Annotated in this window: 18 protein-coding genes and 2 tRNA genes; 13 read left to right on the plus strand and 7 right to left on the minus strand. The window is 66.1% G+C overall.

Features of this window, described 5'->3' with window-relative positions; genetic code table 11:
- Positions 1-3: 3 nt before the first annotated feature.
- Positions 4-77, minus strand: a tRNA-Gly gene (locus B4F19_RS13015).
- 241 nt (positions 78-318) lie between these two features.
- On the opposite strand from B4F19_RS13015, the gene B4F19_RS13020 reads away from it, so the two are divergent.
- From B4F19_RS13020 to B4F19_RS13045, 6 genes are all read left to right on the plus strand, one after another.
- A tRNA-Pro gene (locus tag B4F19_RS13020) sits at positions 319-392 on the plus strand.
- A gap of 70 nt (positions 393-462) precedes the next feature.
- Positions 463-1893, plus strand: coding sequence for a trigger factor (gene tig / locus B4F19_RS13025; RefSeq protein WP_292726611.1), 1431 nt, complete (start codon positions 463-465; stop codon positions 1891-1893).
- Positions 1894-2028: 135 nt separating this feature from the next.
- Positions 2029-2643 (plus strand): ATP-dependent Clp protease proteolytic subunit, encoded by a 615-nt coding sequence (locus B4F19_RS13030; RefSeq protein ID WP_292726613.1) that lies wholly within the window; start codon positions 2029-2031, stop codon positions 2641-2643.
- Positions 2644-2676: 33 nt separating this feature from the next.
- On the plus strand, positions 2677-3354 hold the full coding sequence (locus B4F19_RS13035; RefSeq protein ID WP_292735560.1) for an ATP-dependent Clp protease proteolytic subunit: 678 nt from the start codon (positions 2677-2679) through the stop codon (positions 3352-3354).
- 146 nt (positions 3355-3500) lie between these two features.
- Positions 3501-4769 (plus strand): ATP-dependent Clp protease ATP-binding subunit ClpX, encoded by a 1269-nt coding sequence (clpX, locus tag B4F19_RS13040; protein WP_292735563.1) that lies wholly within the window; start codon positions 3501-3503, stop codon positions 4767-4769.
- A gap of 56 nt (positions 4770-4825) precedes the next feature.
- Positions 4826-5404 (plus strand): dihydrofolate reductase family protein, encoded by a 579-nt coding sequence (locus B4F19_RS13045; RefSeq protein ID WP_228178213.1) that lies wholly within the window; start codon positions 4826-4828, stop codon positions 5402-5404.
- An 11-nt stretch (positions 5405-5415) separates the two neighbouring features.
- Here B4F19_RS13045 and B4F19_RS13050 read toward each other — a convergent pair whose 3' ends face one another.
- Entirely contained in the window at positions 5416-7476 is a 2061-nt protein-coding gene (locus B4F19_RS13050) for a M3 family metallopeptidase (RefSeq protein ID WP_292728857.1), read from the minus strand.
- Between the two features lie 91 nt (positions 7477-7567).
- On the opposite strand from B4F19_RS13050, the gene B4F19_RS13055 reads away from it, so the two are divergent.
- Both B4F19_RS13055 and B4F19_RS13060 read left to right on the plus strand, forming a co-directional pair.
- Entirely contained in the window at positions 7568-8182 is a 615-nt protein-coding gene (locus B4F19_RS13055; protein ID WP_414683135.1) for an ArsR/SmtB family transcription factor, read from the plus strand.
- A gap of 217 nt (positions 8183-8399) precedes the next feature.
- A complete protein-coding gene (locus B4F19_RS13060) occupies positions 8400-9695 on the plus strand; it encodes an MFS transporter (protein ID WP_292728860.1) in 1296 nt (431 codons plus the stop codon).
- A gap of 8 nt (positions 9696-9703) precedes the next feature.
- Here the strand turns inward: B4F19_RS13060 and B4F19_RS13065 are convergent, their stop codons facing one another.
- Positions 9704-9955, minus strand: a complete 252-nt coding sequence (locus B4F19_RS13065) for a hypothetical protein (RefSeq protein WP_228178216.1) — start codon at positions 9953-9955, stop codon at positions 9704-9706.
- A gap of 1 nt (position 9956) precedes the next feature.
- The gene (valS, locus tag B4F19_RS13070) at positions 9957-12524 is read right to left on the minus strand and encodes a valine--tRNA ligase (RefSeq protein WP_292728864.1); all 2568 of its coding nucleotides are present in this window, start codon (positions 12522-12524) and stop codon (positions 9957-9959) included.
- A gap of 431 nt (positions 12525-12955) precedes the next feature.
- Between valS and B4F19_RS13075 the strand changes: the two genes are divergently transcribed.
- Positions 12956-13642, plus strand: coding sequence for an endonuclease domain-containing protein (locus tag B4F19_RS13075; RefSeq protein WP_228178218.1), 687 nt, complete (start codon positions 12956-12958; stop codon positions 13640-13642).
- Positions 13643-13761: 119 nt separating this feature from the next.
- Here the strand turns inward: B4F19_RS13075 and B4F19_RS13080 are convergent, their stop codons facing one another.
- Positions 13762-14328 (minus strand): GNAT family N-acetyltransferase, encoded by a 567-nt coding sequence (locus B4F19_RS13080; protein ID WP_292729257.1) that lies wholly within the window; start codon positions 14326-14328, stop codon positions 13762-13764.
- Positions 14325-14987: a pentapeptide repeat-containing protein gene (locus B4F19_RS13085; protein ID WP_228178220.1), complete on the minus strand. Its 663-nt coding sequence runs from the start codon at positions 14985-14987 to the stop codon at positions 14325-14327. The genes B4F19_RS13080 and B4F19_RS13085 overlap by 4 nt, the downstream gene beginning before the upstream one ends.
- Positions 14988-15220: 233 nt before the next feature.
- Between B4F19_RS13085 and ileS the strand changes: the two genes are divergently transcribed.
- Genes ileS through ndk form a run of 4 tightly spaced genes read left to right on the plus strand, consistent with a single transcriptional unit; the run spans position 15221 to position 20794 of the window.
- A complete protein-coding gene (gene ileS / locus B4F19_RS13090; protein ID WP_292729260.1) occupies positions 15221-18622 on the plus strand; it encodes an isoleucine--tRNA ligase in 3402 nt (1133 codons plus the stop codon).
- The gene (locus tag B4F19_RS13095) at positions 18619-19971 is read left to right on the plus strand and encodes a bifunctional folylpolyglutamate synthase/dihydrofolate synthase (RefSeq protein WP_228178222.1); all 1353 of its coding nucleotides are present in this window, start codon (positions 18619-18621) and stop codon (positions 19969-19971) included. Before ileS ends, B4F19_RS13095 begins: the two co-directional genes overlap by 4 nt.
- Entirely contained in the window at positions 19968-20375 is a 408-nt protein-coding gene (locus tag B4F19_RS13100) for a DUF4233 domain-containing protein (protein WP_292729262.1), read from the plus strand. The genes B4F19_RS13095 and B4F19_RS13100 overlap by 4 nt, the downstream gene beginning before the upstream one ends.
- A 2-nt stretch (positions 20376-20377) precedes the next feature.
- Positions 20378-20794 carry a nucleoside-diphosphate kinase gene (gene ndk / locus B4F19_RS13105; protein ID WP_292729264.1) on the plus strand — a complete coding sequence of 139 codons (417 nt, stop codon included), beginning with the start codon at positions 20378-20380 and terminating at the stop codon, positions 20792-20794.
- A gap of 39 nt (positions 20795-20833) precedes the next feature.
- Here the strand turns inward: ndk and B4F19_RS13110 are convergent.
- Positions 20834-21097, minus strand: a 264-nt coding sequence (locus B4F19_RS13110; protein ID WP_292735566.1) for a hypothetical protein, incomplete at its 5' end; no start/stop codon positions are given.

The raw sequence follows: 21097 nt of genomic DNA on the forward strand, positions 1-21097 counted from the left end.
CGATGGAGGGGGCGACGGGAATCGAACCCGCACAACCAGTTTGGAAGACTGGGACTCTACCATTGAGCTACGCCCCCGCAGCGGCCGGAGCCGCAGCATCCGACAGTCTATAGGGCACCGCGACCCGTCCTCGCATCCGCGGCCCAACCGGGCCTCGTGAAGGTAGGAGAAATCGCCTGGGTAGGACGGATGCCGGGCCGATCGTCCTTCCTTAGGAAGAAGTCCTACGGCGGCGAGAAGGTCGGCCCCCGCAACGTCGGTCCGCGCGTCAGCTAGACTTCTGTGGGCCGTCTGTCGCACAGCGCGTGAGATCCCGCCCGGGGCGTAGCTCAGCTTGGTAGAGCGCCCGCTTTGGGAGCGGGAAGTCGCAGGTTCAAATCCTGTCGCCCCGACGTCACGGCCTTACACCCAGACCTTCCACCGCGCTTCGGTGCGGTGCAGCACGAGGAGAACAACACAGGCATGGTCACCAGCACTGTCGAGAAGCTCAGCCCCACCCGCGTCAAGCTGCTGCTCTCGATCACCCCCGACGAACTCAAGCCGAGCATCGCGCACGCTTACGAGCACATCGCGAAGGATGTCCAGATCCCCGGCTTCCGCAAGGGCAAGGTGCCTGCGCCGATCATCGATCAGCGCATCGGTCGGGGTGCCGTTCTCGAGCATGCCGTCAACGACGGACTCGACCGCTTCTACCGCGAGGCGGTAGAAGCTCAGGAGCTCCGCGTTATCGGTCGCCCGAGCGCCGACATCACCGAGTGGCCGAACGAGAAGGACTTCTCGGGCGACCTGAAGGTCGAGATCGAGGTGGACGTTCGCCCCGAGGTCACGCTCCCCGCGCTTGACAGTCTCACTGTCGAGATCGAGGCAGTCGAGGTCGACGAGGCCGCGGTGGATGCCGAACTCGACAAGCTGCGCGCGCGCTTCGGCACGCTCATCACCGTCGACCGCCCCGCCACTTCCGGTGACTTCGTCGAGCTGGATCTCGTCGCCACCATCGAGGGCGCCGAGATCGACCGCGCCGAAGGCGTGTCCTACGAGGTCGGCTCCGGTGAACTGCTCGAGGGCATCGACGAGGCAATCGAATCCCTCACCGCAGGTGAAGACACGACGTTCCGTTCGAAGCTCGTCGGTGGAGATCACGCCGGTGAAGAGGCTGAAGTTGCGGTCACCGTCACCAGCGTGAAGGAGCGCGAACTGCCCGAGGCAGACGACGACTTCGCGCAGATCGCGAGCGAGTTCGACACGATCGCGGAGCTCCGCGAAAGCCTGCGCACCACCGCATCGCAGCAGTCGGGCCTGCAGCAGACCTCTGCCGCCCGCGACAAGCTCGTCGACCTCCTCCTCGAGCAGGTCGAGATCCCCGTGCCGGCCGGACTCATCGAAGACGAGGTGCACCAGCACCTCGAGGGTGAGGGACGTCTGGAGGATGACGAGCACCGCGCAGAGGTGACCGAAGCGTCTGAGAAGCAGTTCCGCACGCAGATGATCCTCGACAAGCTCACCGAAACCTACGACGTCAAGGTGTCGCAGGATGAGCTCACCCAGTACCTGATCCAGTCGGCTGCGCAGTACGGCATGTCGCCGCAGGACTTCGTCAACGCCATCCAGCAGGGTAACCAGCTGCCCGCCATGGTCGGCGAAGTTGCCCGCAGCAAGGCTCTTGTTCACGCCCTTCGAGACGTGAAGATCGTCGACACGACCGGAGCCGCCGTAGACCTGTCGGCGCACCTCATCCTCGGTGAGGACGAGGCAGAGGCCGAAGAAGAGGTCGTCGAAGAAGCGCAGGGCATTGCGGATGCCGCCGCCGACGCCGACGAGATCATCGAGGCCGAAGAGGAGCCGGCTCCCAAGAAGCGCGCGCCGCGCAAGTCGACGAAGGCCGACGCCGAGTAAGACCACTGAGCGGATGCCTCGACCACATCGGTCGAGGCATCCGTCGTTTCTTGGGGTAGCGCGTGCGCGCCCCGCGCAGCACGATCTGCCCACGGCGAACACGAGCGGGTCGCGCGAACCCCGCCGGTAGATTCGATCTCACGCAACGAAACGGGAGCACACATGGCTGAACCACTGGTCGCGACGAGCGTCTTCGACAGGCTGCTGAGAGACCGCATCATCTGGCTGGGATCAGAGGTGCGCGACGAGAACGCCAACGAGATCTGCGCGAAGATCCTGCTGCTGGCCGCCGAGGACTCGCAGAAGGACATCTACCTCTACATCAACTCTCCCGGTGGCTCGATCACCGCCGGTATGGCCATCTACGACACGATGCAGTTCGTGCCGAACGACATCGTCACCGTCGGCATCGGAATGGCCGCATCGATGGGCCAGCTGCTGCTGACAAGCGGCACAAAGGGCAAGCGTTACATCACCCCCAATGCCCGCGTGCTCCTGCACCAGCCGCACGGTGGCTTCGGTGGCACGGCGAGCGACATCCAGACGCAGGCGCAGCTCATCACATCGATGAAGAACCGCCTCGCTGAGATCACCGCCGCGCAAACCGGCAAGTCGGTCGAGCAGATCAACGAGGACGGTGACCGCGACCGCTGGTTCACCGCCGAGGAGGCGCTGGCCTACGGCTTCGTCGATCACATCCGCGAGCACGCTGCGGATGTCGCCGGCGGCGGCGGCACTGATGCGAACTAATCAGCGAGCGACGGCAGAAGAGAGAGAACCCGCATGAACACCCCGAACCTTCGCCTCCCGCAGGCCTCGCCCGCTGCGCTGCAGATGCCGGGCAGCCGGTACGTGCTCCCGCAGTTCGAGGAGCGCACCGCCTACGGTTACAAGCGCCAGGACCCGTACAACAAGCTGTTCGAAGATCGCGTCATCTTCCTGGGTGTCCAGGTTGACGACGCCTCCGCCGACGATGTGATGGCGCAGCTGCTCGTCCTCGAGTCGCAGGATCCCGACCGCGACATCATCATGTACATCAACTCGCCCGGTGGATCGTTCACCGCGATGACGGCGATCTACGACACCATGCAGTACGTGTCGCCGCAGATCCAGACAGTCGTGCTCGGTCAGGCAGCTTCCGCTGCCGCCGTGCTGCTGGCAGCTGGGGCTCCCGGTAAGCGTCTCGCGCTGCCCAACGCCCGCATCCTGATCCACCAGCCCGCCATGGGCGAGGCAGGACACGGTCAGGCGTCCGACATCGAGATCCAGGCTGCAGAGATTCTCCGCATGCGCACATGGCTCGAAGAGACGCTCGCCAAGCACTCGCACCGCAGCGCCGAAGAGGTCAACCGCGACATCGACCGCGACAAGATCCTCTCCGCAGAAGAAGCGGTCACCTACGGGCTGGTCGACCAGGTACTCACGACGCGTAAGCGTCTGCCCGCGACCCCCGCGAAGTAACACCAGAAACCGGGCCCCGGCATCCCTCGCACGACACGGATGCCGGGGCCCGGCGCTGTCGGCACGAGCTGCGACCAATCCCACCGGATGTCGCCCGCCTCGGTTAGGCTCGGACCACAGCCGCCCGGAACGAGGAGGACCCCCTGATGGCACGCATCGGTGAGAGCGCTGATCTGTTCAAGTGCTCTTTCTGCGGTAAGAGCCAAAAGCAGGTGCAGCAACTCATCGCCGGACCCGGCGTGTACATCTGCGACGAGTGCGTCGAACTCTGCAACGAGATCATCGAAGAGCGTATGGCAGAGTCCGGCGACGGGGTTGTCGCCGACTTCGATCTGCCCAAGCCTCGCGAGATCTTCGCGTTCCTCGAGGAGTACGTCGTCGGTCAGGAGCCAGCCAAGCGGGCGTTGTCGGTTGCCGTCTACAACCACTACAAGCGTGTCCGTGCGCACTCGACGCTGCAGCCCGCCGAGCAGCGCGCCGAAGACATCGAGATCGCCAAGAGCAACATCCTGCTTCTCGGGCCGACGGGATGCGGAAAGACCTACCTCGCGCAGACCCTTGCCAAGCGACTGAACGTGCCCTTCGCTGTCGCCGATGCGACTGCGCTGACCGAGGCGGGGTATGTCGGCGAGGACGTCGAGAACATCCTGCTGAAGCTCCTGCAGGCAGCAGACTTCGACACGAAACGCGCTGAGACCGGCATCATCTATATCGACGAGGTCGACAAGATCGCCCGTAAGGCCGAGAATCCGTCGATCACGCGGGATGTGTCGGGTGAGGGCGTGCAGCAGGCTCTCCTGAAGATCCTCGAGGGCACGGTGGCTTCCGTCCCGCCGCAGGGTGGGCGCAAACACCCGCATCAGGAGTTCATCCAGATCGACACGACGAACGTGTTGTTCATCGTGGCCGGCGCCTTCGCCGGATTGGAAGACATCATCTCGTCGCGCGTCGGCAAGCATGGTGTGGGATTCGGGGCGCCGCTTCACAACAAGGGCGACGACCTCAGCCTGTTCAGCGAGGTTCAGCCCGAGGACCTGCACAAGTTCGGCCTGATCCCCGAGTTCATCGGGCGCCTTCCCGTTGTCGCATCCGTGTCGCCGCTTGACCGCGAGGCCCTCATCGAGATCCTCACGGCGCCGAAGAACGCGCTGGTCAAGCAATACCAGCGGATGTTCGAGATCGACGGTGTCAGCCTGGAGTTCGACGACGAGGCGCTCGTTGCCATCGCCGATCTCGCGGTGGCGCGCAAGACCGGCGCCCGCGGCCTGCGCGCGATTCTCGAAGATGTGCTGGGGCCGATCATGTTCGAGATCCCCTCTGCCGAGAACGTCGACAAGGTGATCGTGACGCGCGCTGCCGTCGAGGATGGCGCAGCTCCGACGCTCGTACTGCGCCAGGCTCGCAAGTCCGCCTGAGCGGGCGTCACGTCCTGCCCGTGAAGGATGTCGGGGCCACCGAGTAGCGTCGCGGCGTGACGCGATTCATCTATGACACCGCGACCAGCTTCACCGGCTGGATCGCTGACTCCGACCATTCCTTGCAGTGGCTCTTTGACGTGCCAGGCGGCACCGAGCCAGATCCTGAGCTCCTGCCACCCACAGACGCGCTGATCGTCGAGGGGTCGTCGACCTACGAGTGGATACTGCGCGAGTCTGATCTCGTAGATCACCCCGAGAAGTGGCACGAGCTCTTCGGCACCCGCCGCACGTTCGTCTTCACCTCGAGGAACCTGCCCGTACCGGAGGGTGCGGATGTGACGTTCGTCTCGGGGCCGGTGACGGGCGTGTTGAGCGAGATTCGTGACGCCGCGGGGGAGTCGGACGTGTGGATCGTCGGCGGCGGAGAGCTTGCCGCGCAGTTCTACGACGCTGGAGCGCTCGACGAGATCGCCCTATCGATCGCACCTGTCGCACTGACCAGCGGCGCGCCCCTGTTTCCGCGTCGGGTTGAGTCGGACCGGCTCCGCCTGGTCGAAGCGCGCCAGGTCGGTCAGTTCGCGCGGCTGCGGTTTGTTGTCGACGCGCCCCGCGTCGGCCCGGCTGGAGACTGAGGGCGGGCTCCCTAGCTGTCGAGTCCCCGGCGACGCAGCAGCGGGGCGATCTCGGCCTCGCGGCCGCGGAAGTCCCGGTACGCCTCGAGCGGATCCTTCGACCCGCCGACGCCGAGGAGGCGCTCCCGGAATCTGTCGCCGTTCGCCCGCGTGAGACCGCCGTTCTCGCGGAACCATTCAACGGTGTCGGCATCCAGGACTTCGCTCCAGATGTAGGAGTAGTAGCCCGCGCTGTAGCCGCCGGAGAAGATGTGGGCGAAATACGTGGATGAGTACCGGGTCGGAACCGCCGGATTGTCGAGCCCGATCTCCGCCAGCGCAGCAGCCTCGAACTCCGCGACATCCACCGCGTCAGCACCATCAGTTGAAAGAAGCGAGTGCCAGGCCTGATCGAGCCAGGATGCAGCCAAGTACTCGCTCGTCGCGAACCCCTGGTTGAAGCTCTCGGTCGCATTCAGGCGCTCCACAACCTGCGCCGGCAGTGGCTCGTCTGTCTCGATGTGGCGCGCATAGGCTGCCACGATCTCGGGCCAGAAGATCCACATCTCGTTGACCTGGCTCGGGAACTCGACGAAATCCCGGAACACATTGGTGCCGGCGAAGTGCGGGTAGGTGACTGTCGCGAACAGGCCGTGCAGCGCATGGCCGAACTCGTGGAAAAAGGTCGTGACTTCGTCAAGGGTCAACAGCGTCGGAGTGCCCGGCTCCGGCTTCACGACATTGAGGTTATTTACCACGACCGGCGCCGTGCCGCGCAGCTGGGACTGGGAAACGATGGAGTTCATCCACGCGCCACCGCGTTTGCTATCACGTGTATACAGATCGAGCAGGTAGAGCCCGAGTGCCGAGCCATCGGCATTGAACACCTCGAAGACCCGCACGTCAGGGTGGTAGCCCGGAAGGTCGGGGCGCTCGGTGAAAGTGATGCCGTAGAGCTGTGTTGCTGCACGGAAGACGCCGTCTTGGAGCACGCGCTCAGCCTCGAACCACGGACGCAGCGCTGCGGTGTCGATGTCGTATTCAGCTGACCGAACCTTCTCGGTGAAATAGGCCCAGTCGTGTGCCTCTATCGTGAACGGTTCGGCTTGAGCATCCGCCATCGCCTGAAGCGACGCCTGCTCTGTTCGGGCGTTGCGGGCCGCCGGCGCGGCGAGGCGGAACAGCAGGTCGCGAACGGCTTCGGGGCTTCGCGCTGTCTCATCTGAGGTGACGTAGTCGGCGTGTGAGCGGTACCCGAGGAGCTCAGCGCGCTCTGCTCGCAGCTGCACGATCTCGCGTAGTACAGGGCGATTGTCGTTGCCGTTGTCGCGGGTACCACGAGCGCGGGATGCCGCCATGATTCTCTCGCGTGACCGGCGATTGTGCAGGGAACCCAGGTACGGGTGTCCGGTGTACAGGGTGAGCGAGATCAGCCAGCCCCCCATGATGCCGCGATCGGCAGCTGCTCGCGCGGCCGCCGACAGCTCACCCTCGGTGAGCCCGTCGAGCTCGGTGACATCATCGAACAGGACAGCGAGGTCATTTGTGTCGTTCAGGAGATTCTTCTCGAAGGTCGTGGTGAGGATCGAGAGGCGACCGTTGATCTCGGTGAGTCGGGCCTTCTGGGCTTCGTCGAGGCCCGCGCCCGCGTGGGTCATCTCGCGGTAGTGACGCTCGACCAGATAGCGATCCTCCGGCGCGAGGTTGAGGTCATCCAGCTGCGCATGCACGCTCGCTATGCGTCGATAGAGCTCGGGGTTCAGCTGCACAGCATCCGTGTGCGCCGCCATCAACGGTGCGAGTGCCTCTTCGATCTCTTGAATCTCCGGCGTCGCGTCAGCAGACGAGACGGTGTAGAACGCTGACGCGACATCGTGGAGCAGCTCACCACTCCGCTCCAGGGGCACCAGTGTGTTCTCGAACGTCGGGGCGGCCGCGACATTCGTGATCGCGTCGATCTCGCGCCGATGCCGGGCGAATGCCTCGGTGAACGCCGGCAAATAGTGCTCCGGACGGATGGCCCGATAGTCGGGGAGCCCGTAGGGGAGCGGGCTTGCGGCGAGGAGCGGGTTCGACAGGGCGGCGTCGGTCATGGACTCAACCTATCTCCTCAGTAGCGGACTCCAAAACGTCGTTTGCAAATATGTGCTTGCAAAATATTGTTTGCAATCTTATTCTTGCATCGTGAACGAGTCGGAGGAGATGCCGGGCGAGCAGCCGCCGAGGATCGGCGAGGCGCGCGAACTGGACGTTGGCGCGCTGCGCGCCCTTGCCCACCCGCTTCGCGTGGAGATTTACGACATCCTGAGTCAGTTCGGTCCTCAGACGGCGAGTTCGCTGGCGGAGCAGCTGGGGGAGTCGTCGGGCGCCACGAGCTATCACCTGCGCGCCCTCGCCAAGCACGATCTCATTCGAGAGGTTCCGGATCGCGGGACGGGGCGCGAGCGTTGGTGGGAACGCCCCAAGGGAGCCGTCTCGATGACCAGTCCGACGGCCGTCAAGAGTCCCGCGGGCCGCGCCGCCAGCCAGGTCGTCATCAGCGAGTTCTATCGACGCCGGAACCGGCAGCTCGAGGATTTCATCTCGCGTCAGATTCGAAAGGATCCCGACGAGTGGACAGCGATGCTCAGCACCGCCACCGTTCGGCTGACCGATGGCCAGTTCGAAGAACTCGTTCGCGAGGTTGAGACCGTCATCGACTCCTACGTCGCTCGCTATCGCGACCAGCAGGGCGAGGGAGTGCGACCCTTCACCATCCGAACCGATGTGTTCCCCCTGACAGACCCGGAGGAGTCATGAGCGTGATCAGCACAGTGGCCCCCAGCCGATGCGAGCAGCCGCAGCCGAGTGCGCTCGAGCGGGCGGCGCTGGCCATCTTGCGAGCGCTGGAACGGGATATTGAAGCGCGGGTTCGGAGGCGTGCATCGACACGTCGGATCCGGCACGCAGCGGAACGCGGGTACGCTGACGGGCGCGCTGATGCCCGCGCCGGCGCCCATCTCGGCATCCTGCCACGATGACCCTCGCGCCGAGCTCCGTCCAGGGTCGGGTTCCGCTCGGCAGGGACTTCGGGAAGCTCTGGACCGCTGCAGCATTCAGTAACCTCGCGGATGGCGTGGGCCGTACGGCGGTCCCTCTCATCGCGACGACGCTGACGCGGGACCCGGTAGCCATTGCCGCTGTGGGAGCGCTGGCGTTCGTTCCCTGGCTGTTCTTCGGGCTTCCAGCAGGCATGATCGTCGACCGGTTCGACCGACGCCGGGTCATGGCCTCGGCGAACGTGCTTCGGGGCGGCGTCGCGGTCGCCCTGGCTGCTCTGACGGCAACCGGTCACCTGGAGCTGTGGCACCTGCTCGTTGCGACTGTGGCGTTCGGCATCGGAGAGACCCTCTTCGATAACGCGACGAATGCGGTGATCCCGTCGCTGGTCGGCAAGGCAGGGCTCGACCGGGCTAACAGCCGGATTCAGGCAGCCCAGATCACGATCGACAGCTTCGTCGCGCAGCCCATTGCGGGAGTCCTCTTCGCGATCTCGCTCGTGCTCCCGCTCTGGGTCGGATCGGCGGGCTATCTGATCCCCATCGTTCTAGCGCTCATGCTGCCGATCTCCGCTGCCAGTGCCCTGCGTAGGGCCGCCCCGGATGCCGCATTTGCAAGCGACGAGGTGGCGGTTCCCGGTGAGAGGCTCCCGGCATCTGCCGCTGCGCGGGTCTCGACCAAGGATGCTGCGCTGTACCTGTGGCGCCATCGCTATCTCCGTGCGCTCGTGGTCTTTACCTCGATCCTCGGTGGCGCCTTCTCGTTCGCGCAGGCGCCGACGATTCTCTACTTCCTCGAGACGCAGGGCGTGGCTCCTGCGGCGATCGGTTTCGTCACGGCGGGAATCGGAGCCGGCGCGCTGCTGGGCTCACTCGTCGCGCCGGCGCTCGTGCGTCGCTCCGGCCGCGGCGCCGTCATGCTGGGCGCCAATCTGGCTGCCGGCGTCTGCCTGGCTGCGGTGGGAGTGGCCCCCGAACTCGTCAGCGCGATCGTCGCCTACGCAGGAATGGCGTTCGCAGTGTCGCTCTGGAACGTCCCGTGGGGAGCGCTGCGGCAGATGATCATCCCGGGCGACATCTTCGGCCGGGTCCTCGGGATCATCCGGAGCCTCACCTGGGGGCTCTTCCCCATCGCCACGATGCTCGGGGGCCTGGTCGCACGTGTCGACCTTCGGCTTCCGTACGTCATCGCGGCAGCCGTGACGATCATCGCCGCACTCGCCGCCGCGCGGCTTCTTCTGGCAGCGAGCCGGGTGTCACCGAACGAGGAGTGATCGCAGGTTCACGCGAACTCGTCGTCGGGGTCGTGGTGCACGACCGCCTCGCCGTCGTCGTCGAGAGTCACGATCACGCCGGTGTCCAGTTCCGCGATCGGCCGACCCTCGAGCCAAGTGAGCGTCCAGCGCGGTGTCGGCTCCTGAGCGAGCTGTCCGGCAGAGATCAGGTCCTCGACCGCGGCGATCTGCGCGCGAAGCGCGTCGGGCACGGCGGCCGGCGGTGTTGCCCCGAGGGGCCAGCGGGTTCCGAGCTGCATGTCAGACCTCTCCGAGTTCGATGGATGCCACGGTCGTGCTGTCGGCATCCGTGTACGTGATCGTGTCGATGCGCCCCACGGCCTTCAGGTCGCCCTCGGCCGTGCGCAGTCGCTCCACTGTCGCGGCAGGTGCACCGATCGTGATCGAGGCCACCGGCGTCTTCTGCGAGGCCTTTGCCTCCGTCTTGGCGCGACGGATGCCGATGAGCGCCTCACCGACCGCGGTCAGTACCGCGGGGTCCCCGTCGATGCCGAGCGGCTCGGGCCACGACGCCGTGTGAATCGACCCCTCCTCGAACCACGACCAGGCTTCCTCGGTCGCGAACGAGATGACGGGCGCGAGCAGACGCAGCTGCGTCGACAGCGCGATGCGTAGCGCCAGAGCGGCGGATGCCTGCCCGACATCGCTCTGGTCGTAGGCGCGTTCCTTCACCAGCTCGAGATAGTCGTCGCAGAAGGTCCAGAAGAACGACTCGGTGATCTCCAGTGCACGGGCGTGGTCGTACGCGTCGAGTGCTGCGGTGGCGTCGCGCACGACGCCGTCCAGGGTCGCGAGCATCGAGGCATCCAGCGCGTGAGTGATGCGGGCGCCTTCGGGGACGGGGAACGAGAGCACGAACTTCGCCGCGTTCAGGATCTTGATCGCCAGGCGCCTGCCGATCTTGATCTGGGTCGGGTTCTGCGGGTCGAACGCGGCATCCGTGCCCAGACGGCTGGATGCTGCCCAGTAGCGCACGGCATCCGAACCGTGCTGCTGCAGGATGTCGGCGGGGGTGACAACGTTGCCCTTGGACTTGGACATCTTCTTGCGGTCAGGGTCGACGATGAATCCCGAGATCGCGGCATCAGTCCACGGCGCTCGCCCGTCCTCGAGCGCGCTGCGAAGCATCGTCGAGAACAGCCACGTCCGGATGATGTCCTGTCCCTGGGGACGCAGGTCGAACGGTGCGACAAGATCCCAGAGCTCGGGATCGCGCTCCCAGCCGCCGGCGAGTTGGGGAGTCAGGGACGAGGTCGCCCAGGTGTCGAAGATGTCACGCTCGCCGTCGAAGCCGCCCGGGACTCCCCGCTGGTCCGCGGTGTAGCCCGGCGGCACGTCGGTGGTGGGGTCGATGGGAAGTTGGTCGTGAGAAGGGAGCAGGACGCGGTCGTAGTCGCGCTCACCGTTCTCGTCGAGGGCGTACCAGACCGGGATCGGCACGCCGAAGAATCGTTGGCGCGAGACGAGCCAGTCGCCGGTGAGGCCGCCGACCCAGTTCTCGTACCGCACGCGCATGAAGTCCGGATGCCACGCCACGTCGCGGCCGAGTTCGAGGAGCTTCTCACGCAGCGCCTCGTCGCGGGCTCCGTTGCGGATGTACCACTGACGCGTCGAGACGATCTCGAGGGGGCGGTCGCCCTTCTCGAAGAACTTCACGGGATGGGTGAACGGCTTGGGGTCGCCGATCAACTCGCCTGACTCCTGCAGGAGTTCCACGACGCGCTTCTTGGCGCTGAAAACGGTCTTGCCGGCAAGCTCCGCATAGGCGGCACGCGCGGCGCCCGTCGTGATGACCTCGGGAGCCTCGGCGGTGATGCGGCCGTCCTTGCCGATGATCGTGCGGTTGGGAAGGTCGAGCTCGCGCCACCAGATGATGTCGGTGACGTCGCCGAACGTACAGATCATCGCGATACCCGAGCCTTTGTCGGGCTGCGCGAGCGGGTGCGGCAGCACTGGCACCTCGACATCGAACAGCGGCGTGCGCACGGTCGTGCCGAATGCGGGCTGGTAGCGCTCGTCATCGGGGTGGGCGACCAGCGCGACACACGCGGCCAGCAGTTCGGGGCGCGTGGTTTCGATGTGGATGTCGCCGCTGCCGTCGCTCTTGTGGAAAGCGAGGCGGTGGTAGGCGGCTGGCTGCTCGCGGTCTTCGAGTTCTGCCTGCGCGATCGCGGAGCGGAAGTCGATGTCCCACAGGGTCGGCGCGAGCGACTGGTAGGCCTCGCCACGTTCGAGGTTGCGCAGGAACGCGAGCTGGCTCGTGCGCATCGTCTCGTCCGAGATCGTGCGGTAGGTCTGGGTCCAGTCGACGGACAGCCCCAGCATCCGCCAGAGATCTTCGAAGTGCTTTTCGTCTTCGACAGTGAGCTTTTCGCACAGTTCGATGAAGTTGCGGCGGCTGATCGGCACCTGGTCGGCTGCCTTGCTGCTCTTGTTGTCACCGCCCTCGTAGGGGGGAGTGAAGTCGGCGTCATACGGCAGCGAGGGATCGCAGCGGACGCCGTAGTAGTTCTGCACGCGGCGTTCGGTCGGAAGCCCGTTGTCGTCCCACCCCATCGGATAGAAGACGGTCTTGCCCCGCATCCGTTCGAAACGCACCTTCACGTCGGTGTGGGTGTAGCTGAACACGTGACCGATGTGAAGCGACCCGGATGCCGTGGGCGGGGGAGTGTCGACGGAGTAGACCCCGCCGCGTCCGACCTCGGCGGCGGCGCCGCGGTTGAACCGGTAGGTTCCGGCATCCGTCCAGGCGGCATCCCACTTCTGCTCGAGACCTTCGAGGGCGGGCTTGTCGGGTATGGCGGCCATGGGTCTCCTAGCGCGATATGTGCGGCACCGTGTGTGCGTGCCTGAGTGTGGGATACGCCTCGATTCTACCGGCCCGGGGCGGTGAGCACCGGGCCCGCGGGTACACCCGGGAGGTGATGCGCATTCCGGAGGGCCGAAGCTGGAGTCTCGTCCTCCCAAGCGTGCATCGCCTCCCGAGTGTCCGGCGAAAGTCGTACTACGTTCCTCCCCTGCCGCGCTGGCCGGGCGCACTCTCCACGGATGCTGCCACTCGAAGCCTCCGCCCCGGCACCGTGCGATGGGCTGGCGAGATGGATCTCAGCGCGTTCGTCGCGACTCACGGGGGTGTCATACCGTCGTCGTGGCTCAGAGCTCGGCGCGTCTCGTCGCGACGCCTCACTGATGCCCTCCGCTCGGGCGTTCTCATCCGGCCGCGGCGAGGGTGGGTTGCCGTGCCGACCGCCGATCCCGAGCTCATCCGTGCCGCGGGGGAGGGCGTGGTAATCACCTGCATCTCGCTCGCGCGCCGCCGCGGGCTCTGGGTTCTCAAAGAGCCGGAGTGGCATGTTGCCGCTCCATCCCACGCCGGTCATGTGGGGCTGCCCGGCGCGGTAACGCACTGGCGGACGCCACTCGTGCCTCGACCACCCGGCTCCTTGGAAGATGAGATCGAGAACATGCTGGTTCAGGTCGCCCTGTGCCAACCGGATGACGCGGCGCTGGCCATCTGGGAATCTGCGCTGCGCACGGGGCGAGCAGACATTGATCGGCTGCGAAACCTCCCACTCCCAGAGCCGGCCTCTCGACTTCTCGATCAGGTAACGCCCTGGTCGGATTCAGGGCTCGAGACGATCGCCGTCGTGCGGTTGAGGTGGCTCGGGCTGCCACTGCGTCCGCAGATCTGGATCGCCGGCCACCGTGTCGATCTGCTCATCGGCGACAGGCTCGTTCTCCAGATCGATGGCGGGTCCCATGTTGGCGCACAACGGGACAGTGACAATCGGCACGACGCCGAACTGCGTCTGCGTGGCTATCACGTCATCCGGGTGGGTTACCGGCAGGTCGTCGACAACTGGCCGGAGGTACAGGCGCTTGTCATGGCTGCCGTCGCGGCAGGCCTCCACCGTCGTCCGCGCTAGGCATCCGGCTGGTTAGGGCTGTCGCAAACCGGGTTCACTCGGGAGGCGATGCGCGATCGGGAGGGCCCAAGTGGCGTACCTGGTCCTCCCGAGTGGTCACGCCCTCCGGAATGGCCGAGTCAGGGCGACGGATGCCGAGAGCGCCAGGCCGCGCGCGAGATCGCGAAAGCCAGGTGCGGCATGTCGATGTCGCGGTAGTGCTTGACGAAACGCTCGCGGACCGTCATCCCGAGCCGGATCGCGACGTTCATCGACGCGAGGTTCGTATCGCGCACTATCGCGTAGATCTCCGGCACAACGACGTTCGCGAAGCCCCAATCCAGGCATGCGGATGCAGCCTCCGTGGCATATCCGAGACCCCACCGCTGCCGCAGGAGGTGATATCCGACCTCGACGACCTCTGCCGTTGCAGTGCGCTGAACGGTGAGACCGCAGTCCCCGATGACCTCGTCGGTCTCCGCATCCGTCACGGCCCACAGCCCGAACCCGTCGTCGCGATAGCGGCGGAGTTGGCCCTCGATCCAGGTGGCCGTCTCCGCCGGAGAGAAACCATGCTCGTACGCGCTCATCGCGACCTCGTCGCCGAGCACACGATGCAACGCCGAATGATCCTGCGGCGTGAGCTCTCGCAACCCGAGCCGAGCCGTCTGTATGCCCGAGAAGGCAGTCGCCGGCTGGGGAATCACTCGAGGACCCGGATGCCGAGAGCCATGGCCAGGGGCGTCGAGTGCTGCTCGACCTGCCGCGTCGTGAGCGTCGCGCCGCTCAGTCCTGCCGGACTGGTGAACGACAGCGCCTCGAGCCCTCGGAGGTCGAGGTGCTGCGAACGCAAGCCCCGAGAGTCGACCTCATCGGCGTGACATCCCTCGAAGGTGACACGGGTGAGCGCTGCCTCAGGGAGGTCCAGAGAACCGAACCGGCAGTCCACGAATCGAACATCGGTCACGGTAGACATGCTGAGGTTCGCGTAGTCGATGCGCATTCCACGGAACTCGACGCCGTCGAGCTCGGCGCCGCTGAGTTCGAGAGTCGCGAGTCGCCCTCCGTTAATCGTCACGGTGCGCCAGGCGCTGTTGGGTGCGATCAGCCGCGTCGCACGGATGCCACTGATGAGAACATCACGCACCGAGGCGCCGGCGAGAGTCAGGGAGTCGAGGTCGACATCCGGAATCTCACACTCCGCGATTCTCGCGAACGAGCCGTCTACCTCGCCGCGAAGCGCACCCACACGCACGCCGAGAAGGTCATCGTGACGATCGATCGCCGCAACCGATTCGAGACTCGCCGGAAGGTCGGGGCTGCTGACGCGCGGAGCCAGCGGTTCATCGGATCGAGAGCGAGGCACGCATCCACCCTAGGCGCCGCTAGAATCGAGCAATCAGCACCGATCCGGCCATCACCGGGGAGCTCTCGGAAGAACGGTCCCGCGAGGGGCTCAGTAGAACCGAGCGGGTCAGGCCCGTCACAGCCGCAGTGAGAGGGGCTGGACCGGACGCAGACCGGACCGGCACGCAGGGTGGTACCGCGGCTCGCGAGAGTCGTCCCGGCAGATGATGTCCGTGACCCCTGCGAGATGACATGAGCTACCCCCGCCCCTCCGCCTTCGGCCCCGCCGCTGACGTTTCGCCGAGCCCGCGCTTTCCTGCGATTGAGCGCGACGTGCTCGCGTTCTGGAAGCAGGACGACACCTTCCGTGCGTCGATCGAGCAGCGCGACGGCGCACAGGAGTGGGTCTTCTACGACGGCCCGCCGTTCGCGAACGGACTCCCGCACTACGGGCACCTTCTCACGGGCTACGCGAAGGACCTCTTCCCGCGATTCCAGACCATGCGCGGCAAGAAGGTCGACCGCGTCTTTGGATGGGACACGCACGGCCTGCCCGCCGAGCTCGAGGCCATGAAGCAGCTCGGCATCACCGAGAAGGCCGAGATCGAACAGATGGGGATCGCCGCGTTCAACGCGAAGGCCCGCGAATCCGTGCTGACCTACACCCGCGAGTGGGAGGACTACGTCACCCGGCAGGCTCGGTGGGTCGACTTCGAACGCGGCTACAAGACGCTCGATGTCGGATACATGGAGTCCGTGCTCTGGGCTTTCAAGAGCCTCTACGACAAGGGGCTCGCGTACGAGGGCTACCGCGTGCTGCCGTATTGCTGGCGCGACGAGACCCCGCTCTCGAGCCACGAGCTGCGCATGGACGACGACGTCTACAAGATGCGCCAAGACCCCTCAGTCACCGTGACCTTCCCGCTGGTCGGCGCGAAGGCTGAGGCCCTCGGACTCACCGCTGTCCGCGCACTCGCGTGGACGACGACGCCGTGGACCCTGCCGACAAACCTCGCGCTCGCGGTGGGTCCCGACATCCGTTACGTCGTCCTGCCCGGTGGCCCGAACGGTGCGGCGGACGTCCACCGTACGCCTGGGGGAGCGGCTGACGACGCGGTCGAGACGATGGCGCACGAGTACCTGCTCGCCGAAGACCTGCTCGCCGGCTACGCGAAGGACCTGGGGTACGAGAGCCCAGAAGAAGCCCGTGCCGCTGTCTCCCGCAGCATCCTGGGTTCGGAGCTCGCGGGCGTCTCGTACGACAGGCTCTTCGACTACTACGCGGATGCCGAGACCTGGGGCACCCAGAACGCGTGGCAGATCCTCGTCGACGATTACGTCACGACCAGCGACGGCACCGGCATCGTCCACCAGGCCCCGGCCTATGGTGAGGATGACCAGCGGGTTTCGGAGGCTGCCGGCATCCCGACGATTCTCTCGCTCGACGAGGGTGGTCGCTTCCTGCCGCAGGTGACGGATGTCGCCGGGCAGCTGTGGATGGACGCCAACCGTCCCCTCATCCGCCTGCTGCGCGACGGCGGCCGGTTGCTGCGCGAGGCCAGCTACGAGCACTCCTACCCTCACTGCTGGCGGTGCCGGAACCCCCTCATCTACAAGGCAGTCTCGAGTTGGTTCGTGCGCGTGACCGAGATCAAGGATCGCCTGATCGAACTCAACGAGCAGATCACCTGGGCTCCCGAGAATGTCAAGCACGGCCAGTTCGGCAAGTGGCTCGAGGGCGCGCGCGACTGGTCGATCAGCCGCAACCGCTATTGGGGCTCTCCCATCCCGGTCTGGAAGAGCGACAACCCCGAATACCCGCGCGTCGATGCGTACGGGTCGCTCGAGGAGCTCGAGCGGGACTTCGGCACACTCCCACGAAACGAGGCAGGAGAGGTCGACCTGCACCGGCCGTACATCGACGACCTCACGCGCCCGAACCCCGACGACCCCACCGGTCAGTCGATGATGCGCCGCATCGAGGATGTCTTCGATGTGTGGTTCGACTCGGGGTCGATGCCCTACGCGCAGGTGCACTACCCGTTCGAGAACCACGACTGGTTCGATGAGCACGCGCCCGCCGACTTCATCGTCGAGTACATCGGTCAGACCCGCGGCTGGTTCTACGTCATGCACGTGCTCTCGGGTGCCCTGTTCGACCGCCCGGCCTTCACCGGCGTGTCCTGTCACGGCATCGTGCTGGGTTCGGACGGGCAGAAGATGTCGAAGTCGTTGCGCAACTACCCCGATGTATCGGAGGTCTTCGACCGCGATGGGTCGGACGCGATGCGCTGGTTCCTCATGTCGAGCTCGGTGCTGCGCGGCGGCAACCTCGTCGTCACCGAGGAAGGCATCCGTGCGGGAGTCCGCGAGTTCCTGCTGCCGCTGTGGAACGCCTGGTACTTCTTCGCCACCTACGCCAACGCCGCTGCCGGTCCCAATGGCGCCGGCTACGAGGCGTCGTGGCGCACCGACTCGACCGATGTGCTCGACCGCTACATCCTGGCGCTTCTTGGAGACCTGGTTGCCGGTGTCGCTGCCGACCTCGAGGTACTGGACTCGACGAGCGCTGCCGAGAAGCTCCGCGATTTCGCCGAGGCGCTCACCAACTGGTACATCCGCCGTTCGCGCGACCGATTCTGGGAGGGCGTCACCGACGACCCGCGTTCCCGCGAGGCGTTCGACACCCTGTACACGGTCCTCGAGACCCTCACTCGCGTGGCTGCGCCGTTGATCCCGCTCGTCGCAGAGCGCGTCTGGCAGGGGCTCACCGGCGGACGCAGCGTCCACCTGCAGGACTGGCCGGATGCGGCATCCTTCGCGCCCGCTGCCGACATCCGCACCGCGATGGATGCCGTCCGCGAGGTATCCAGCGTCGCGAACGCGCTGCGCAAGAAGGAGGGCAAGCGCGTGCGCCTGCCGCTCTCGCGCCTCACGGTGGCTGTGACCGATGCCGCGGCCCTCGGCCAATTCGAGGGGATCCTGCGCGACGAGCTGAACGTCAAGAGCGTCGAACTCGTCGAGCTCACGGAAGGCCTGGCCGAGTACTACGGCATCAGCCAGCGGCTCGCGGTCAACGCGCGGGCTGCGGGCCCGCGCCTTGGCAAGCAGGTGCAGCACGTCATCGCCGGCGCACGAGCCGGCCTCTGGAGCGAAGAAGATGGCGTGGTCGTCGTCGACGGGATCACGCTCGAGCCCGGCGAGTACGAACTCACCCTCGAAGCCGGGGGAGTAGCCGAGGGCACCGCGATCGCGCTTCTCGCGGCCGGAGGGTTCGTGCTGCTCGACACGACCACCACGCCGGAACTGGAGGCCGAAGGGCTGGCGCGCGACGTCATCCGGGCTGTTCAAGACACGCGTAAGGCTGCGGGATTCGACGTCAGCGACCGCATCCGACTTCGGCTGCTCTTCCAGAACGCGGATGACGGCCACGCGGTCCAGTCCGCGTTCGAGGCTGCCGACGTTGCGGGGGAGACGCTCGCCGTCGACGCGCGGGTGCTGATCGCGGGGGAGCTCGACCCGGCCGATGCCGGCGGCGTGAACACGTTCTCTGCCGTCGCCGCGCGCGGGCACGGTGTGAACGTCGCGAAAGGAACCTACGCGAACCGCGGTTCGTTCATGGTCGTGGTCGAGCGCATCGGAGGAGCAGCATGAACGAGCGAGAGCGCGCAGACGCCGTCTACGACATCCTGCTGACCCGCCAGGGAGAGCAGTGGGTGCAACCGCGGATCGAGCGCACGCAGAAGCTGCTGGACTACCTCGACAACCCACAGCGCACGTACCGGGTCGTGCACGTCACCGGAACGAATGGCAAGACCTCCACGAGCCGCATCATCGAGAGTCTCATCCGTGCCCACGGGCTGCGCACCGGAATGTTCACGAGCCCGCATCTCGAGCGATTCACCGAGCGCATCCTCATCGACGGCGAGCCGGTGACCGACGAGGCCCTCGTGGCGGCCTGGGACGAGATCGCACCCTTCATCGATCTCGTGGATGCCGAACTCACGGCATCCGGTGATGCGGAACTCACCTTCTTCGAGCTGCTGACGGTGCTGGCCTTCGTCGTGTGCGCTGACGCGCCCGTCGATGTGCTGGTGCTCGAGGTCGGGATGGGCGGACTGTGGGACTCCACGAACACTGCCGATGGCGATGTCGCCGTGTTCGCGCCCATCGACCTGGACCATGCCGCGCGGCTGGGCGACACGATCGAGCAGATCGCCACCGTGAAGGCTGGGATCATCAAGGAGGCTGCGGCTGTCGTTTCTGCCCGGCAGGCGCCGTCAGCTGAGGCGGTCCTGCGCGGACAGTCCGGACGACGAGACGCGACGTTTGCTATCGAAGGCGACCAGTTCGCGCTGCAGAAGTCTGCCCTCGCCGTCGGCGGTCAGCTGATTTCGGTCCGCGGGCTGGCCGGCGAGTACCCCGATCTTTATCTTCCGCTGTACGGATCGCACCAGGGTTTCAACGCAGCCCTCGCCATCGCGGCTGTAGAGGCCCTGATCGGCGGCGGGCAGCAGCCCATCGCTTCTGATGTGCTCGTGGAAGGTCTGTCCAGTGTCACGTCTCCGGGGCGGCTCCAACTCGTCGGAACGGACCCGACTGTGCTCGTGGATGCTGCACACAACCCCCACGGCGCGCGAGCTCTCGCCCAGGCACTCGGCGAATCCTTCGACTTCGACGAGTGGGGAGTGGTCGTCGGCATCCTCTCGGACAAGGACGCCGACGGTATCGTCACTGCACTGAGTGAGGTAGCCGCAGAGTTCTTCGTCACCGCGCCCGACTCGGACCGCGCAACGGATGCCGATGCGCTAGCCGATCTGCTCGAAGCCCGAGGTCTTCCCGCAGCCGTCTTCCCCGAGCTGGAATCTGCTGCCGAGGCTGCACGGTCGTGGGCGAGCGCAGCGCCGCGGCGCGCCGTCATCATCACCGGCTCGGTAGTCCTCGCCGGCGAAGCGATCACGCTCTCGGCAGACAATGAGTGGAAAGCGGGGTCAGGCGCGTGAGCGCGGACGAGCCCGCGGCGCCCCGCCGCACCCGCGGTGCTCGCGAGTCCCTCGGGTCGGTCGTTCTCGGCTTCGAGTCGATCATCGTGTTCCTCGGCGGCCTTGTCGTCTACGGCCTTCGTGTGCTGCCCGACGGGATCGAGCCGTGGTGGGGGATCGTTGCCGGGTCCGTGCTTGCACTGGTGATGGTCGTCATAGCTGGACTCCTCCGCCACTACTGGGCAATCGCGGTGGGCTGGGCTCTTCAGGTGGTCGTTCTGCTCGGCGGCTTTCTGGTGCCGGCCCTCGTCGTCGTCGCGATCATTTTCGGTGGTATGTGGGCGTATGCGACGATCAAAGGGGCATCTCTCGATGCTCGCAACGCCCGACGCGCGGCACCCCCCGAACCCTCGAACGGAGAATAACGATGTCGACCGAAGAGACCCTCGTTCTGGTGAAGCCCGACGGTGTAGCGAGGGGCCTGACCGGCTCGATCCTCGCGCGCATCGAAGCGAAGGGATACGCCCTCGTCGACATCCGTTTGGTCGAACCCGACCGCGATCGGCTCGAGAAGCACTACGCCGAGCACGCCGGGAAGCCGTTCTATGAGCCCCTTCTCGAGTTCATGATGTCCGGTCCGTCGGTGGCCATTCGTCTCGCCGGCAATCGGGTGATCGAAGGCTTCCGGTCTTTGGCAGGCACCACCGAGCCCACGACGGCAGCGCCGGGAACGATTCGCGGCGACTTCGGCCGCGACTGGGGGCTGGCAGTCCAGCAGAACCTCGTCCACGGCTCTGACAGCCCCGAGTCCGCCGCGCGCGAGCTCGAGATCTGGTTTGGTTGACGACTCGGCGGCGCTGCTCAGAGGGATCCATGGGATTCGTCATGGTGCGACGGTGAATTCGACCGCCGCCGAGGCGCACGACGCGCCCTCGGGACACGTTGCGATGTCCCAGTAGTTCGAGATCGACGCTACGGCCTGCCCCGGGCGGATCGTCGGTGGGACAGTGATGGACACCGCGAACGACCCGTCCGGGTCCGGCGTGACACGCGCTTGCGCGAGCGGAATCGTCTCGCCGACCGGCTGGATTCGCACGGTCAGCTCCGGGCCGGCGGGGAGGGGGTGGACTGACCCCGTTTTGTAGGT

The organism is Microbacterium sp. UBA1097 (genome assembly GCF_002313585.1).
Lineage (GTDB): Bacteria > Actinomycetota > Actinomycetes > Actinomycetales > Microbacteriaceae > Microbacterium.